Origin of the sequence: Agrobacterium tumefaciens, assembly GCF_005221325.1 — a bacterium.
Classification (GTDB): Bacteria; Pseudomonadota; Alphaproteobacteria; order Rhizobiales; family Rhizobiaceae; genus Agrobacterium.
Genome location: NZ_CP039891.1, coordinates 141,915 through 158,104 on the forward strand (window position 1 = coordinate 141,915; position 16,190 = coordinate 158,104).

A 16,190-nucleotide genomic window follows, 5' to 3' on the forward strand; every position below is an offset into this window, starting at 1 on the left:
ACAGTCAGTTGTGGCATCGCTAGCCGATTAACTGTTCAGAACCCCTGTGTGGCAATATGGCTCCAATATGACAGTGAAAAAAAGGCACGAAGTTGTTGTCTTACTTCGCCAGCACTTCGTACCTAGTGGCGTAGGCGACATTGATTATTGGCGGGACGGCGGTTACCTGTCCCGCCTGCAAGATTTCTGAGATTTCTCATGCTGCGCGAAAGCCAAAGATGCTGGTGGCAGTATCGGTTAGCGCGCCACCCTCAGACCGGCGGCCTGACGGTGTAACGTCTGTCAAATCTCTTCATCCTGAAACAGCTGCTCTGTCTTCCTGGAGCGATTTTCTCGCGCGCGCAGGCAGCTGAATCCCAGTCTGAGCCATAAATGGGACAGTTGACATTATAGATTTCGTTTGACATCAATAATGTTCGTTCTGGGTCGTCCGGGCGCTAGTCAGGTTGACCTTCTTCCTGACCACACCGAGAAAAATGCCGTCTTGGCACGCTGCGCGGTTCGCCTAACCATTTCCAAAAAGGAGCAGTAATGACCATGAATTATTCCAATGCACCAACTCGATCTGTTGATGTCGGTGGGACGCCCTTCGTTTACCGCGAGATCGGAACCCCGGGCGGCGTCCCGATCGTTTTTTTGCATCACTTTACCGCCGTGCTGGAAGACTGGGACCCACGGGTTATCGACGGTCTGGCAAAAAATCATCATGTCGTCATCTTCAACAACCGGGGCGTGGGCGGTAGTGGCGGTGAAACGCCGACGTCCGTACAGGAAATGGCCAGGGACGCTGTCGCCTTCATCGGCGCGCTGGGACATAAGACGGTTGATCTTGTCGGGTTCTCGCTCGGCGGCTTCATCGCCCAGGTGATTGCCGTTGACAATCCGGGGCTGGTGCGCAAGCTAATCTTGGCAGGTACCGGTCCTGCCGGCGCAGACTTGGCCGATGCAGCAACGCCCAACCCTCCCCTGGATTTGGAAGGCGTAATCGCCAAAGCGCAGGCGGCGGGCAAGCATCCAAAGCATCTTCTGTTTTTCACGCAGACCGCTGCGGGGCAGATGGAGGCAAACGCTTTCCTCGCGCGCCTCGATGAACGCGAGGATGATCGCGACCACGCCGTGACTCCTGAAACCATACACGCTCAAACGGAAGCGATCGGCAAATGGAATCGGGAAGCGCCAGTCGGCCTCACGGAGTTGAACATTCCCACGCTTATCGTCAACGGCGATCGAGATGTAATGGTGCCGACGGCACGTTCTCTCGAGCTTCTCCGGCTCATTCCTGATTCACGCTTAAGCATTTATCCCGATGCTGGACACGGCGGCCTGTTCCAATTTCACGCGCTCTTCGTCGAGCAGGCTCACGGATTCCTGACCGAACCAGCCTAATCTAATGCGACGCATGAAGCGCGGCTTGTAGCTTGGTCAACGGACCCGGTTTGAGATTAGATCCTAGCTCTGCTGCGATATTCGATGGCGCGGAACCATGTCACCTAATAGGAAAAGTCACAGATGAACGAGGGACTAGCGGATTTGAGCGGACTTGATCAGGTAAGGGAACTTCTCGCTAAGGGTTTACAACCTCCCTTCGGGGAGAAACTGGCCATATCACTCATCGAAGCTGATTACGGCCACGCTGTATTCGAGGGTATGCCCGACGCCAGCGCTTATAATCCGATGGGTACTGTACACGGTGGCTACATCGCGACAATGCTGGACAGTGCGTGCGCCGTCGCCACGCATACTGGTCTGAAGCCAGGCTTCGCGTATACAACCCTCGAACTGAAAGTCTCCTTTCTCAGGCCCCTTACCGAGCGAAGTGGTGTCGTGCGTGCGGTCGGGCGGCTCGTCTCTATCGGAGGTCGTGCGGCGTTTGCAGAAGCGACGGTTCACGACGGCGATGGCCGGTTATCGGCTACCGCGACGTCTACGCTCTTGATCTTCCAGCCCCGCTAATGGCCAAGTGTCTCCACATGGCTTTCGAGTGATGACTGCGTGGAAGCGAAATTCTCAGGCAACATCGGCATCTGGCGCGGCTCTTGATCTGGAATGTGCGGAGCGTTTCGGCCTTCTGGATCATCGCATAGATTGTCGCTTCGTCTTGCTTGATGGCCCCGAACGGTGTGGTGATACGGGCGACATTCGCGTTGTCATATGGATGCCGATCTCACTAGAAATCCAGAACGGCCGCCAATATCCAGCAGGCCGGCGACGGACGTGTCGGTCGCCGGCCGACTTCAGCTTTATCCCCCTGTGACACTTTTCATGGCGGCTCGCTGCATCGATCGCGGCGTCAGGCGGTTTGAGAATATAATGATGTTGTTCATCAATCCTGGGAGGACGGAAGCTTTTCCTTGTGATAGCGCGCGAAGACCACTTTCGGCGACAGGACGGGGCTTCATCGTTAGAAACCGCAGCATGCGTGAGACAGGTGCGCTTGCGGCCGAATCGAACCCGGTTTCGGTGTGTCCTGGGCAAAGGCAGGTGACCGTCACGCCTCGAGGGCGGAGTTCGTCGTGCAAAGCTTCTCCAAACGACAACACGTAAGATTTCGTTGCTGCATAAGCGGCAAACCCGGGAACGGGCTGGAATGACAGAATGCTTGCAATGAGGAGTATCTGACCAGACCCGCGGGTTGCCATATCCTGCCCGAAGATAAAGCTCAGTTCCGTGACCGCTGTGATGTTGAGCTGTATCATATCGGTCGTGCGCTCTAGCGGGGTGTCCAGGAAGTCGCCGTGCAACCCATACCCGGCATTGTTCACCAGAATATCGATCTGCAGCGACTGGTCGTCCAGACTGCTCTTCAAGCGAGCGGCAGCGCCAGGGGCTGCAAGATCGATCGGTTCAACAACGATCTCGACACCATATTTCTGTCGAAGCTCTATGGCGAGCTTCTCCATCGGCTCCCTGCGCCGCGCGGCGAGCACGAGATTTACGTTTTGTGCTGCCAGTAGTTCGGCATATTCAAGGCCCATGCCGCTGGAGGCGCCGGTAATCAGGGCCCGCTTCGTTGCGGCACCATTGAATTTTCTGATGAGGGAGGTTTGCGTTTCCGCGTTAGCGACGTTTTGCATTTGGTTTCCTTTCAATTAGATGGACATGTCGGCGGAGCTGACGCGAAGTCTTGCTTGTTAGCTCCTACAGGGTTTGATTTTTACCGGATCATGAGGTTTAGGATGCGCTCGACCAACTTTCCGTAGGGAGGATGGAACATTTTGACGGTGTTCCACCGTCCCTGCTCATAGATACCTTTGGCATGGCTCAGTCGCCTGAAGCCCTCGACGCCGTGATAAGCGCCTATTCCGCTTGCGCCCACGCCGCCGAAAGGCAGGTCATCCTGGGCGACATGCATGATCGTGCCGTTAATCGTAACGTTGCCTGATGTCGTGCGGTCGAGCACCTTTCGGCGTTCCGCAGAGTCTCCACCGAAATAGTAGAGAGCCAGCGGCCGCGGACGGGCGTTCACATAGGCGATCGCTTCACTGATGTCTCGATAGGAAAAGATAGGCAGAATGGGACCGAATATCTCCTGGTGAGCGATTTTCATCTCATCGGTGACGCCCAGCACTACCGTCGGCGCGAGCGTATGCGGACGGCGGGCGGCGTCACCAGGCCGGTGCCCGACCTCGATAATCTGTGCGCCGTGGGCACGGGCATCCTCGATCAGGTCGATCAGCGTCCCATACTGACGGTCGTTGACGATGGAAGTGTAGTCCTTGCTGGTCGGACCGTCTGGATAGGCCGCCTTTGCCAGCCTGTCGAAACTCGCGACAAATGTGTCGACCTCGGATTCGTGCACCAAGGCATAGTCGGGGGCGATGCAGGTCTGCCCACCGCTAAGAAGCTTCCCCCAGACGATATCGGACACAAAACGATCCTGAACACCGCCCTTGGCAACGATTGCCGGAGACTTCCCGCCAAGCTCCAGGGTGACCGGCACGAGATTGTCGCTCGCCGCCTTCATCACCGCGCGCCCCACTGCTGTGCTGCCGGTGAAGACAAGGTGATCGAACGGTAGGGTTGAGAAGGCCGCACCGTCACCCTCGACGAGCGCAACCTGTTCTTCCGTGAAGATTTCACCGAGCATCGATGAAAGGAGGGCATTTGTTGCCGGCGTCACATTGGACGGCTTGAGCATGACGCGGTTCCCCGCGGCGATCGCGGTCACCACCGGCATCAGAGATAGCTGAATTGGATAGTTCCAAGGCGAGATAACGCCAACGACGCCAACCGGCTGATACTCGATTCGGGCTCGGCCGAATTGCATCAGGAGCGAAACATGACGCCGCTCAGGCCGCATGAAGCGACGCAAGTTTTTGCTTAGATAATCGATGCCGGCGATCACTCCGAAGACCTCCATGATCGCTGTCTCGTGACGGGCACGATGCCCGAAGTCCGAAGAGACGGCCGCCTCAAGGGCCGCGCGGCGACCGATCAGTGCCTGCTTCAGTCTGGCGAGATTGGCGCGACGATCCGCGAGTGATGGCGCCCCGTCGCGGAGAAAGGCGGTTCGCTGGGCGGTGAGGATACGGCCCATGTGGTTGGCGTCGGTGAATTCTTCTATAGCGTTCATGGCATACTCCGATGTAGACAAAAGCAACATGGAGGTCTATATAGACCGCAATGTTACCACTGTCAACAATGTATCCAAGAGAAACTTTATCGCCATGACAGACGTCCAAAACCGCCCCTATCATCACGGTGATCTCCGCCGCGCAATCATTGAAACGGCGTTAGACATGCTCCGGGATGACAAGAACTGGCAGTTCACGCTGCGAGAAGTCGCCCGTCGGGCCGGCGTCAGCCACGCTGCGCCCTACAAACACTTTCCGGATAAAGCAGCTCTGCTCGTCGAACTCGCCATGATTGGATTTGATCGACTACGCGAGGCGCTAGCGGAGGCGAAACCCGAAGCCCCCCGATCTCTGCTCGAAGAAATCATGCCGATATCTCTGGCATATGTCGCGTTCGGAACCGATAACCCGGCCCTATACCGGCTGATGTTCAGCGCGGAGGAAGGGCGAGCCGTAGGAATGCATCTCGATCAACGGGCGTTAGCGGTATTCGACATAGTGCTGGACATGCTCAACCGCGGTCAAGCTGCCGGGACCATTCGCAAGCGACCTGTCAGGGGACAGGCGACCGCCGCATGGGCGCTCATTCACGGTATCACCTTGCTCGCGATCGATGGGCTCCTGGTGCCAGAAAAAGTCGGATCTGCGCCGCTGGATGCAGCCATTGCCACTCTGGTGGAAGGGCTCGCAATCCCGCAACCGACCACTGAGTTCATACGAAGCCTGGGGCCGCGTGAACAATGATTTCGCGTTCTGGGCGTCATCCGATCAAGCAGCGTCGGCTGTAGTAGGCACTCGAGCCCGGCTGGCTGGCTCTACCTTGATTATCTCGTCGCTGGAGCCGAATGCAGTGTCGATTATATCAACTGTCGGGAGCCGATCGAGCCAACCGCTTTCTCTACGGGAGGCCCATCACGCTCTTCAACGATATTGCCCCGGAAAAACAATATCCTGATCTACGAGGACACTGAATCTGTAGCCGGGCCGGATCTGCAACGTTGGCTGCACGTCCATGTTACGCTGGATTGTGCGGTCGGCTACTCGCCCAAAGGTTTCGGCAAAATTGCGCCTTGCCGCATCGGACGCCGTATCCTGCGTGGCAAGCGTTGAGCTCTGGGGCACCGCCATGTCGATGCCGGTCCCAATCAGGGCAATCATGACCGCCGAGCCGAAGGTTTTGAGATAGTGGTTGTTCACCTTGTCATTGAAGCCACCGTAGCCTTCAGCATCCGTGCCGGCCATGCCGCCGATCTGCAACGTCGAGCCGTTCGGGAAGATAATGTCTGACCAGACGACGAGCACGCGGCTCTGCCCGAACGACACTTTGCTATCGTAACGGCCGAACAGTTTCGTGCCCTGCGGGATCAGCAGGCGATGGCCGGTCGCGCTGTCATAGACATTCTGGCTGACCTGCGCGGTGATGCGCCCTGGAAGGTCGGAATTGATGCCTGTTATCAATGTTGCCGGAATGACGGATCCGCGTTTTAACTCGTACAGGGACTGTTGTGGTACGACCCGGTTCGGCAGATAGCCGAGATCCTTGAGATCGGTATTGAAGAAGTCTTCCTTGGAAGTCTGTCCGTTGGGGTCGATGTTCTGTCCGCCCAGACCAGCGCGCAAGGCCGCGGCGTAAAGATCGGATGCGTTTCCGTTCGCCGCGGCTGTCGTCGTCCGGCCTCCTGCGCTCTCATCTTTTTCCGACCGCGCTTCCAGCTTGCCGCGATCGATGGCGAGCGGCGCGTCGTAAGCGGAGTCCCGCGCCTGCATTCGGGCCATCCTCTGGCGTTGCTGCTCGCGCAAAACCTGTTCCTGTTGCTCGCGTGCGAGTCGCGTGCGCCAAACCTCTTCCGGCTCCAGTTCCGATCCTTTCCGTTGTTCTTGTGTCGGTTCGGGTTGCGTGAATGGGTTGGCCGCCTTGTGTTCGGCCTGCGTCGTCTCGACCGGCGTCGGCTGGAACGTCGTCTGCGGCTGTGGCTCACCAATGATGCCGTCGGTGACCCCCCGCTTGATCTGGTCGGCATAGGTCGAGGCCGGATTGCCCGAACTGGTGTCCGGACCGTTATCCTTGCCGAAGTAAAGCCCGCGCGAGGTAAGGCCGTAGAAGATGATGGCAAGGAATGCGACCAACAGCACGATCACGACGATGATTGGCACGCGGTTCACGCGCTTGATGCCGGATGTGGCCTGACTGTTCCCAGCACCTCCAAGCTTGAGAGATTCTACCATGATTTCCTCCCTCACCCGCGCCGCATGAGCGACAGCGCGCTTGCCGGTGTTGCACCCGATGTCGTGACTGTGTAGGCCCGACCGAGTTCGACACTGCTCGTAGAGAGCCGTGCGAGCACCTGTCCGTCGTAGGGCATGATCACATAGGCGAGCGGGATGACGGCTGCGCTACTATCCGTCTTCTGGTCGGTGACAACGGCATAGCCCCATCCCTTCAATGCCGCTTCAAGCGCCTGTCCGAAGGGAGAACCATCTTGCTTGAGCACAACGGTCGCCTTCCCCTGTCCGATCTGTTCGGCAAGTCGGCTGACCATGTCGCCGGCGATCGCGCCCGCCGCCGGTCCGGAGATTGCGGGAGGTGCCGCGCTGGAGGCAAGGACGTTGGTGTCCATCGACTGGCAACCGGAAACGAGGATGGCGAGGGCAATCGTTGCGGCGAAGCACCGGATCGGGCCTAGACGGTTTCCGCCACGACGGAGGAGATTCAGCATTACCGCCCTCCCCTGCTGATCGTCACCTTCTGCTGTTTCCAACCGACGCCTGAGACGAGGACGGCACGATCGATATTGTAATCGACCACCATCATGTTGCTCTTCATGCGATAGTTGACGATGCGGTTCTGGCCGCCGGAGACGACGAAGAGAACCGGTGCATCCTGCCCGGAGATCGACCGCGGAAACTGGATGTAGGTCTTTTGTCCATCCGAATAGACCCGCGTCGGCCGCCAGCCGGCACTGCCGGAGACGGAATAGGCAAAGCTCAGTTGCTCGGCCGGAACGCCAGCGCCCGGGATCGTACTCGCCTCCAGGCGCGCGTTAACGTCGGCAAGCTTTGCCGAGACGTCCTCGGGATATTCAAACCCGACGCGCGCCATATACTGCGTGGCATGTGACTTGAGCTGGATGTGATAGGTCCGCCGCGACGTCGTCACGACCATCGAAGTCAAAAGACCCGGCTCCGACGGCTTGACGATCAGGTGGATCGCCTGCCCACCGGCCGCACCCGAGGTCGCAGGCTCCACCTTCCAGCGCACAGTGTCGCCGACCAGAACGTCGCGAACGACCTCGCCGCCCTGGAGCTCGATATCGCAGACCTGCAGCGGCGAGCAGACGACGGACGGCTGCACTTCGCCATAGAGGAAGACTACCTTTCCATCCGCACCTTTGGTGACAAGGCCGCGGCTTCCACGCCACTGGGTCGAGATGCCCATTCCCTTCGCCTCGTTCACCGTGACACCATCGGCGGCAAGTGCGTGGGAGGGGGCGAAAGCCATCACCGGGAAAATGAGCAGCATGGTGGCGCTCGCAGTCAGCGTGGCCCGTACTCTGATGTGTCGTCTGTTCATGTTGGGAGCCATGCCTTTCAAAGCTGCGCGGTCCAGTCGAAGTCTCGTAGGTAGAGACCGATGGGATTGAGGCGGATGACGCCCTCGTCCTGAGGCGGTGTCAAAGTTACGGTGGCGATCCCGCGGAAGCGGCGCGTGGCTGTCTCCTTGCCGCGGCGATCCCGCTCGAACTCGGTCCAGTCGATCTGGTAGCTTTGGTTCGACAGTGCGACGATGTTGTTGACCTCGATCGCCACCGTTGCGGTCTTCGCCTTCTCGAATGGCGAATTCGAGCGAAACCAGGCATTGACCTTCTCGGTCGCGGGATCGGACGTGCGCAGCAGCCCATAGGTCCGGTCGATATATTGCTTCTGCACGACAGCATCCGGCGTAACGGAGCGGAAGTTCGACACGAAACTGCCGAGTGTTGCGCGTACCACGCGTGGATCGGCATATTCAATCTGCTGCGGAAAGCCGGCATTGACTGATGTGCCGAGCTTGTCGACTTCGACGATATAGGGGATCAGCTTGACCTGGGTGCTCTGGTAAAGCGCGTAGCCAAAACCGATAACGGCCATCGTCATTCCGGCGATGCCGACGACGCGCCACGCGGCTGCCGCTTTCACGTACGAGCCATAACGTTCGTTCCATTCGTTGCGCGCGGCGATGTAGGGATTATCTGGGACATTCTGTCCTGCCATTGCGGAGCGGCCTTTCGTCATTTGCTGTCGTTGATTGGCGGTGGTGGAGGCGGTGTGCCGGGCCGGCCGGATGGTTGATCGAGTTTGGGGTTGGCAAGGCCAAGGATCGACCCGGCATAGGCGCCGGGCGAGCCAATCGCCTTTTCCTTTGCCGCCGAGCCGACGGCACCAGCGGCTCCGCCGATTCCGGCTTGCATGCCGCGCAGGGCCGCACTGGCAAGAGAGGCGCCCCCTGCCCTTGCGGCATTCGCGGCCCCGAAGCCTCTGTTGGCCGCACCTGATATCAGGAAGCCGGCGCCGAGTGCCGCGGATGCCGCTTGCCCGCCATGACGAATGGCTTCCATGCCGCCGCCGGCCGATGCGCCCTGGACCACGCCCTGCAGAATGGGGGGCACATACATGGCGATGACGAAGACAACGACCGAGATGCCGGCAATCGCCAGCGTGGTGATGAACTGTTCAGAGGTCGCGGTTGGCGCCTCTGCCAGACCGAGAAGGATGTCGGAGCCGATCTTCGCGATCATCACCAGCGCCATCAGCTTCATGCCGACGGAGAAGGCGTAGACCAGGTATTTGATGGCGAAATCCTTAGTGTGGGAGGAACCCCCGAGCCCGAGCATGATCATGCCAGCGAGCAGGCCGACATACATCTCGACCATGACGGCAACGAAGATCGCAGCGACGAGGCTGAACGACACGACGACCACGACCATGGCGAAGACGGCGGCGATCGCCAGCGTGTTATCCTCCCAGAGGCCGAACTTTGCCTGTTCCGACATCTTCGTTGCGACACGAATGCCGGCATCGAAGATGTTGGCGGGAGATGCCGAGCCGCCACCGGCGCCGATCTGGTAGAGACTGTCGACCACGGCCTTGGCGAACTCCGGTCCTCTGTCGAGGATGAAGGCGAATAGGCCGATGAACATGATGCGCTTGACGAGTTCAGCGAACCAGCTGTCGAGCGAGGCGGCGTTGATTGCCAGCCATACGGCCGCGATCCCGACCTCGATGCCGGCGAGGATCCAGAACAACGAGCGGGCGGCATTCATCACCGTCGTCTCCCAGCCCTTGGCGGCGGTGACGACGGAATTTTCGAGTGTGGTCAGGACCTGGCCCTGCTGTGCCAGCGCCGGCGTGGTAACCACCAGGACGACCGCAATCGCGATGAAGCTCCGCTCATGAGCGCGAAAAGAGGGAGCGGCTACCATCGTGGTTTCATCTCCTGGCCCCCGCGAATGTCGCGGTCGGAGTTCCCACCAAAGAACTGTTCGCGATGTTGGCGCTGTTCTTCATCAGAGGATGAATTCATTGGGGCGGTGCCTGACCCTGAGACTGGCGTGGCCTGCTGCTGAACGACGACCCAGGTGATAAAGCTTGCACCGGCCGCGGAAACGACCGCCACGAGGGCGATAATGACGATCAGACGCGGGCTCACCAGCGCGGCTCCATCGTCTGGCCGTTCCTGATGTCACGCTCGGTCCCGCTGAAGAATTGTTCGCGCCGCGCTTGCGCCAGGTCCTTTTGTGCCTGTTCGGACTGGAACCAGGTGCCCATCATCGTCATCTGCTGGGAGACCAGACCCCGCAGTTTCTGCATCTGCGCGACCTGCTGTGCGGCGATTTCGTGCCCGACCTGCAATGCCTTCATCTGGCCATCGGCCGTTTCCGACATCGACCTGAGCTCCGACATGGTGCTCTCCTCACTAGAGAATTGCTCGGCCGTAAGATTGGCGGCCTTCAACGTGCCGGCGATGGTGTCGCGATTGGTGTCGGACCAGTTCTGATAGGTCGTGGAGAAGCTCGCACCATCAGGCAAGTTGCTCTTCATATCGGCGAAGCTCTGAAACCGCTGCTTGAGGACATCGTCGGCATTGCCCATGGAGAAGGCGACGCCCTGGCCCTGGTTGACGACGGTCTGGAGGTTCTTCAGATCGCTTTCGACTTGTCCCCACACATGGTTCGGAAGCTGCGCGGTGTTCTGCAGCATGTTCTTGTAGATGTTGAGCTGGTTCTGGATCTGCTCGGCCAGCTGCGAGATCTGGGTGATCTGATTGTTTACCTGTTCGGCGGACTTGCCGACCAGACTGATCAGTTCGGTATTGTTGGCAAGCTGGGTCCATTCGGTTGCCTGTCCCGTGACGCCACCGGCCTGCGCAGGAAGCGGAAGAGCGGACGAGAGCATGAAGGCCGCACCGAGCGCGGCGTGCAAGATTCTATTGAGTCGGGAAGAGCGTGTCGGCATGGGCGATCCCCCTTTGTTGGAGCCAATGGAGAGGCCAGCTGGCCCCATGTTCAAGATGCAGGGCACGGATGCGCTTGAGGTCTTCCTTTCCAGATGCTCCGACAAAGGAGAGCGCCACCGGTCCAAGCCCCATGTCGAACAGTCGACGCCCCTCGGGCGAGACGACGTAATAGTCCCGCTTCGGAATCGCTGTTGCGACGATCTCGATCTGTCGCTCGTTGAAGCCGATGCGCTCATAGAATTCGCGAGTGCCCGGCTCCCGCGCTGCACCGTTCGGCAGGCAGATCTTGGTCGGGCAGCTCTCCTTCAGCACATCGATGATGCCTGACCGCTCGGCATCAGAGATCGACTGGGTGGCGAGCACCACGGCGCAATTGGCCTTCCGCAGCACCTTCAGCCATTCCCTGATCTTGTCGCGGAACACTGGATGGCCGAGCATCAGCCAGGCCTCGTCAAGGATGATCAGGCTGGGTACACCAGTCAGCCGCTTTTCGATGCGTCGAAAGAGATAGGTGAGCACGGGCACTAGATTGCGCTCGCCCATGTTCATCAGTTCCTCGATTTCGAAGCACTGGAAGGCGCCGAGCGCCAGCCCGTCCTCCTCTGCATCGAGAAGCTGTCCCATCGGCCCGTCGACGGTGTAATGATGCAGGGCGTCCTTGATCTCGCGCATCTGGACGCCGGAGACGAAGTCGGAGATCGAGCGGCCCCTTGATTCCGCCATCAGCCCGATCTGTCGGGAAATAGCGTTTCGGTAGTCGGGTGTGATCGTTACACCCTGCAGTGCGACCAGCATCTCGATCCACTCCGAGGCGAAGGCCCGATCGCCATCGGTCGAGAGTTCCGCCAGCGGGCAAAAAGAGAGTGTCCTCGCCTGGCCATTGGCTGACGGACCAAGATCGCCGCCGATCTGGTAATGGTCGCCGTCCAGCCCGAGTGTCAGCGGCAACATCGAACCTCCCTTGTCGAAGGCGAAGATCTGCGCACCGGCGTAGCGTCGGAACTGCGCTGCGATCAGTGAGAGCAGGGTTGATTTGCCGGAGCCGGTCGGGCCAAAGATCAGCGTGTGGCCGACATCGTCGACATGCAAGTTGAGCCGGAAGGGAGTCGACCCGCTTGCGACCTGCATCAGGGGGGGCGATCCGACCGGATAGAATGGGCACGGTGCTATCGGGCTTCCGGACCAGATCGAATTGAGCGGGATGAGGTCGGCGAGATTGCGCGTGTTGATCAGCGGCTCGCGGATATTGGCATAGGAGACGCCCGGCAGGCTGCCGAGAAAGGCATCGGTCGCGTTGATTGTCTCAATCCGCGCGCCAAAACCTTCCGCCTGGATAAGGCGGCGGACCGCCTCACATTTCTCCTGAAGACGGGATTGATCTTCGTCGAAGAGGACAATGACCGGGGTATAGTAGCCATAGGCCACGAGTTGCGACGACGCCTCGGCGATCGCGTCCTCGGTCTCTGCCACCATCATCATCGCATCCTGGTCGAGCGATCGGGATTGAGTTTGAAAGAGCTGATCAAAGAATGGCCGGACCTTCTGCTGCCATTTCTTACGCGTGCGCTCGAGCCTCGCCCTTGCCTCCTCGGCGTCAAGGAAGACGAAGCGGGACGACCAGCGATAGGTGAGCGGCATCAGGTCAAGGCTGTTGAGGATCCCGGGCCAGCTTTCCGCGGGCAGGCCATCGATCGCCACCACACCAAGAAACCGGTTCTCGACCAGCGGCGTCAGACCGTGCTGCAGCTCGGCCGTCACCAGCCAGTCGAGGTACATGGGGATCTGGGGCAGGCGCACCGGATGGTTCTCCCCGGTGATGCAGAAGCGGATAAACTGGAAGAGCTCGTCGTAGCGGGCGACACGATGACCGCCGCGCTCTGGCGTTTCGCGGGTCATCATCCGTCGAATCGATACGACATTGGCAAGATACTGTTCGACCTCCCGGATCGACGTCAGAAAGGTTTCGATAGCCTTGTCGGCATAGGTGGCGGACCGGCTGCCAGCATCGGAATAGACATAGCGTGTCAGTCCGGACCGCCTCGGCTCCGGTGGGCGCCACGTCAGGATCAACGCATGCCGGCTTTCGTAGTGCCCCCTCTCCTTCTGGAAATGTGCCCGCCGCTCTGCATCGATGACGCGGGTGACCGGATCAGGGAAATGGCTGGCATCCTCTGTTGGATAATCCCCTGTCGGCACCCGGACAGCCTCGACCTGGATCATCCATCCGGACCCGAGGCGCGACAGGATGGCATTGATCTGTCGCGACACCTCGTTGCGCTCGGCATCGGTCGAGCTTTCGCTGTCCGGGCCGGCAAAGTACCAGCCCGCCATCAGCGAGCCGTCCTTCAGGAGAACGACGCCGTTATCGACCAACCCGGCATAAGGAACGAGATCGGCAAAGGATGGTCCGGAATGGCGGAACGATTTGAGGGCAACCATGCCGTACTCCCTCAGTAGGTGCGCCACGGCGACGATGTCGCGCGGTAGAAATTCTTGTAGGAGATATGCCTGATGTAAACCCTCCGCATCAGTGGATCGGACTTGGCCATCATACGAAGGGCTGCGACCGCGACCAACCAGATCGCGACACCGAACAGTGCTGCGTACCAGGTGAGCACAACGAAGATCAGAATGATGGCGGCAAGTGCCGTAAGCAGGACAAGCTCGCGATCGGCGCCCATCAAAAGGTTCGGTCGCGACAGGGCCCGATGCACCCGCGACCGGATGAGGTTGGAGCCGGCTTCAGCCATGAGTCCCCTCCCCTGCCACGGGCGGCATTGTCACCTGCTCTGAGGCAGCCGGATCAATATCTGCCGCGCCACGGCGCTCTCCAATTGAAGCACCGGTCGCGCCAAACAGCGCGACGATCTGTGTGGCGCCGAGCAGGACGCCGCCGACCAAGGCCACGTAGCAAAGGCGACGGGCAAAATCGTTGAGTTCGCCCCCGAAAATCAGCATGGCACCGGCGATCGCGACCGCGGCAAGCGCTATGAACCCCGCGACAGGACCGGTGATCGACTGTTGGATCTGCTGCAGTGGAGATTCCCACGGAAGGCCGCCGCCACCTGAACCCGCAAATGCGGGCTCCGAACGGCTGAAGGAGATGGCAGCAAACGTAATCGCAGCGAGAATAGGATAGTTGTTACGCGACATGGCTGTCCTCGTCGATTTGCGCATAGTGTTCGGTCTGGTAGTGGCTGTTGCGGTATCCCTCGATATGGATCACCTCGCGGACCCGCCTCCCCTTCCCCGTCCGCTCGATAGAGACGACGAGATCGACTGCCTCACCAATCACTTCCTGCATTGGCTGTTGGCTGGCTTCGGCGGTCAGTTGCTCAAGCCGGCGCAGCGCCGACATAGCGGTGTTCGAATGGATGGTGGTGACACCTCCGGGATGGCCTGTGTTCCAGGCTTTCAGGAGCGTGAGCGCGGCACCGTCGCGGACCTCACCGACGATGATGCGGTCTGGGCGCAGCCGCATGGTGCTTTTCAGCAACCGCGCCATGTCGATTGTATCGCTGGTATGCAGGCAGACTGCGTTTTCGGCCGCGCACTGGATTTCGGCAGTATCTTCGAGGATCACCATGCGATCGTCGGGTGCAGCTGAAACGATTTCTGCGATGATTGCGTTGGCGAGCGTGGTCTTGCCGGAGCCAGTGCCGCCGGAAATGACGATGTTCATGCGGGCGTCGATCGCGCTGCGAATGGCTGATGCCTGCGCCTCTGTCATCACCTTCGAGGACACATAATCGTTGAGCGGGACGAGACGCGAGGCGCGGCGACGGATCGTGAAGGCAGGCCCTGAGACGATTGGTGGAAGCAGTCCTTCAAATCGATGGCCACCGATCGGAAGTTCGCCCGAGATGATCGGGCGCTCGTCGTCTGCCTCCGACTGGAGCGCGTGTGCGACGCTACCGATGACCACTTCCGCCGCCGCTGGCGCCATGACCCCAGCCTCCGCGACACCGTGACCCAGACGCTCGATGAACAGTCGGCCGTCAGGGTTGAGCATGATCTCGACGACCGTGGAATCGTTGAGCGCGACACATAGTTGATCGCCAAGCGCATCCTGGAGCTTGCGGACGAGGCGAGGGTGGGAACGTAGCTGGTTCACGCTGCGCTCCTCTCCGGGTGATCATCGGCACAAGAGAGAACGGACCGATAGTTCGAAGGGCGAACCTGTTCGAAGCTCTCTTGGTCCGCTGGAAGCGTGCCGGCGATGGCGACGGTATTGCCAATCGGAACGGGTTCACCCAACCGCGCCATCGGCCATCCCGCTCGGTTCAAGATGCGCTCGAAACGTAGATCGGTGGCGGTAACGATCTTGTCGTAGCCATTCGCCATCGACCATTCGATGATCCCGGCGAACATGGTCAATGTTGCAAGGTGGAGTTGGCTCCCTCCCCTACCCGCGGGCAAAGTCGTATCAACGCAGAAGCGCGAACTCTCGATCATCGCGGTGTTTGCATTGAGCGAACCATCCCTCAAGAGCTGCGGAAATGTCAGCTCCAGCATGGTCGGGCCCACTGCGGGAAGGAGGCGTGCACATCCGACCACCTTGTTGCCGGAGGTGGCGAGGATGTAGGTTGGATTGAATTCGTCGTACTGATCCCGCTCGCCATCATCGGTGATGGCGACATCCCATTCGAGCCGCCCGCCAAATACGTCGGCGCGCAGCCTGTACATCTGCTTGAGAAGAGTCTGATGCTCGACATATCGGTCGGGCGAGATGGTGAGAACCTGCATCCTTATCTCCGCGTGAACTTCGTCAGCGGGATGAAGATCATCTCAATCCATGGTTGGCCATCTGCAGATCTGCAGGCGGTGATTCTGGTGAGTCGGGGGTAGCCGAGTTGTGAATCAAACTACGGCGGGGTGTGCGAAATGCGCTGGATTTCTGCAGATCTGCAGTTTCCACCGACTATACGCCACCACTGGAATCTGACTAACTAGCGGAAAGATATCGCAGATTCGGCGAGCGGACTGGATTCCCCCAAAATCCGTTAACTTGTTGTTAACCTTAAATGTCTTGCGGCGCGATGGGAATCGGGAGATAGTTTCGCAAATGATGGCCTTCAAGCCATTTTTTCGAAAGTGACGACCTCCGGGAAATAGATCGCAAA

General features: G+C 59.5%; 17 protein-coding genes. 3 read left to right on the forward strand and 14 right to left on the reverse strand.

All coding sequences use genetic code 11. The features are described 5' to 3' along the window. Positions 1 to 531 precede the first annotated feature (531 nt). Both CFBP5499_RS28300 and CFBP5499_RS28305 read left to right on the forward strand, forming a co-directional pair. Positions 532 to 1,386 carry an alpha/beta fold hydrolase gene (locus tag CFBP5499_RS28300; protein ID WP_080830805.1) on the forward strand — a complete coding sequence of 285 codons (855 nt, stop codon included), beginning with the start codon at positions 532 to 534 and terminating at the stop codon, positions 1,384 to 1,386. A 123-nt stretch (positions 1,387 to 1,509) separates the two neighbouring features. Next, positions 1,510 to 1,953, forward strand: a complete 444-nt coding sequence (locus CFBP5499_RS28305; RefSeq protein WP_080830803.1) for a PaaI family thioesterase — start codon at positions 1,510 to 1,512, stop codon at positions 1,951 to 1,953. A 287-nt stretch (positions 1,954 to 2,240) separates the two neighbouring features. On the opposite strand, the gene CFBP5499_RS28310 is transcribed toward CFBP5499_RS28305, so the two are convergent. Together CFBP5499_RS28310 and CFBP5499_RS28315 are read right to left on the reverse strand one after the other, a co-directional pair. Continuing rightward, the gene (locus CFBP5499_RS28310) at positions 2,241 to 3,074 is read right to left on the reverse strand and encodes an SDR family NAD(P)-dependent oxidoreductase (RefSeq protein ID WP_080830800.1); all 834 of its coding nucleotides are present in this window, start codon (positions 3,072 to 3,074) and stop codon (positions 2,241 to 2,243) included. 80 nt (positions 3,075 to 3,154) lie between these two features. Further along, entirely contained in the window at positions 3,155 to 4,573 is a 1,419-nt protein-coding gene (locus tag CFBP5499_RS28315; RefSeq protein ID WP_137066522.1) for a coniferyl aldehyde dehydrogenase, read from the reverse strand. 94 nt (positions 4,574 to 4,667) lie between these two features. Here CFBP5499_RS28315 and CFBP5499_RS28320 point away from each other — a divergent pair, with 94 nt between their 5' ends. Continuing rightward, the gene (locus tag CFBP5499_RS28320) at positions 4,668 to 5,318 is read left to right on the forward strand and encodes a TetR/AcrR family transcriptional regulator (RefSeq protein ID WP_080831087.1); all 651 of its coding nucleotides are present in this window, start codon (positions 4,668 to 4,670) and stop codon (positions 5,316 to 5,318) included. Positions 5,319 to 5,495: 177 nt separating this feature from the next. Here the strand turns inward: CFBP5499_RS28320 and trbI are convergent, their stop codons facing one another. The 12 genes from trbI to CFBP5499_RS28380 are packed head-to-tail and all read right to left on the reverse strand — an operon-like array spanning position 5,496 to position 15,813. Next, positions 5,496 to 6,800, reverse strand: coding sequence for an IncP-type conjugal transfer protein TrbI (gene trbI / locus CFBP5499_RS28325; RefSeq protein WP_080831059.1), 1,305 nt, complete (start codon positions 6,798 to 6,800; stop codon positions 5,496 to 5,498). Positions 6,801 to 6,811: 11 nt separating this feature from the next. Next, the gene (gene trbH, locus CFBP5499_RS28330) at positions 6,812 to 7,291 is read right to left on the reverse strand and encodes a conjugal transfer protein TrbH (protein WP_080831056.1); all 480 of its coding nucleotides are present in this window, start codon (positions 7,289 to 7,291) and stop codon (positions 6,812 to 6,814) included. After that, positions 7,291 to 8,145: a P-type conjugative transfer protein TrbG gene (gene trbG / locus CFBP5499_RS28335; protein ID WP_137066524.1), complete on the reverse strand. Its 855-nt coding sequence runs from the start codon at positions 8,143 to 8,145 to the stop codon at positions 7,291 to 7,293. Before trbG ends, trbH begins: the two co-directional genes overlap by 1 nt. A 17-nt stretch (positions 8,146 to 8,162) precedes the next feature. Further along, positions 8,163 to 8,825, reverse strand: a complete 663-nt coding sequence (locus CFBP5499_RS28340; protein WP_080831085.1) for a conjugal transfer protein TrbF — start codon at positions 8,823 to 8,825, stop codon at positions 8,163 to 8,165. Positions 8,826 to 8,842: 17 nt separating this feature from the next. Continuing rightward, entirely contained in the window at positions 8,843 to 10,033 is a 1,191-nt protein-coding gene (gene trbL / locus CFBP5499_RS28345; protein WP_080831051.1) for a P-type conjugative transfer protein TrbL, read from the reverse strand. Beyond that, a complete protein-coding gene (gene trbK / locus CFBP5499_RS28350) occupies positions 10,027 to 10,260 on the reverse strand; it encodes an entry exclusion protein TrbK (protein ID WP_080831049.1) in 234 nt (77 codons plus the stop codon). Before trbK ends, trbL begins: the two co-directional genes overlap by 7 nt. Continuing rightward, positions 10,257 to 11,066, reverse strand: coding sequence for a P-type conjugative transfer protein TrbJ (trbJ, locus tag CFBP5499_RS28355; protein WP_080831047.1), 810 nt, complete (start codon positions 11,064 to 11,066; stop codon positions 10,257 to 10,259). The genes trbK and trbJ overlap by 4 nt, the downstream gene beginning before the upstream one ends. Continuing rightward, entirely contained in the window at positions 11,038 to 13,506 is a 2,469-nt protein-coding gene (locus CFBP5499_RS28360) for a conjugal transfer protein TrbE (protein WP_080831044.1), read from the reverse strand. Before CFBP5499_RS28360 ends, trbJ begins: the two co-directional genes overlap by 29 nt. 11 nt (positions 13,507 to 13,517) lie before the next feature. Beyond that, positions 13,518 to 13,817 carry a conjugal transfer protein TrbD gene (locus CFBP5499_RS28365; protein WP_080831041.1) on the reverse strand — a complete coding sequence of 100 codons (300 nt, stop codon included), beginning with the start codon at positions 13,815 to 13,817 and terminating at the stop codon, positions 13,518 to 13,520. After that, positions 13,810 to 14,220: a conjugal transfer pilin TrbC gene (gene trbC / locus CFBP5499_RS28370; protein WP_080831038.1), complete on the reverse strand. Its 411-nt coding sequence runs from the start codon at positions 14,218 to 14,220 to the stop codon at positions 13,810 to 13,812. Before trbC ends, CFBP5499_RS28365 begins: the two co-directional genes overlap by 8 nt. Beyond that, entirely contained in the window at positions 14,210 to 15,181 is a 972-nt protein-coding gene (trbB, locus tag CFBP5499_RS28375) for a P-type conjugative transfer ATPase TrbB (protein ID WP_080831036.1), read from the reverse strand. The genes trbC and trbB overlap by 11 nt, the downstream gene beginning before the upstream one ends. Next, the gene (locus CFBP5499_RS28380; protein ID WP_080831034.1) at positions 15,178 to 15,813 is read right to left on the reverse strand and encodes an acyl-homoserine-lactone synthase; all 636 of its coding nucleotides are present in this window, start codon (positions 15,811 to 15,813) and stop codon (positions 15,178 to 15,180) included. The genes trbB and CFBP5499_RS28380 overlap by 4 nt, the downstream gene beginning before the upstream one ends. Positions 15,814 to 16,190 lie beyond the last annotated feature (377 nt).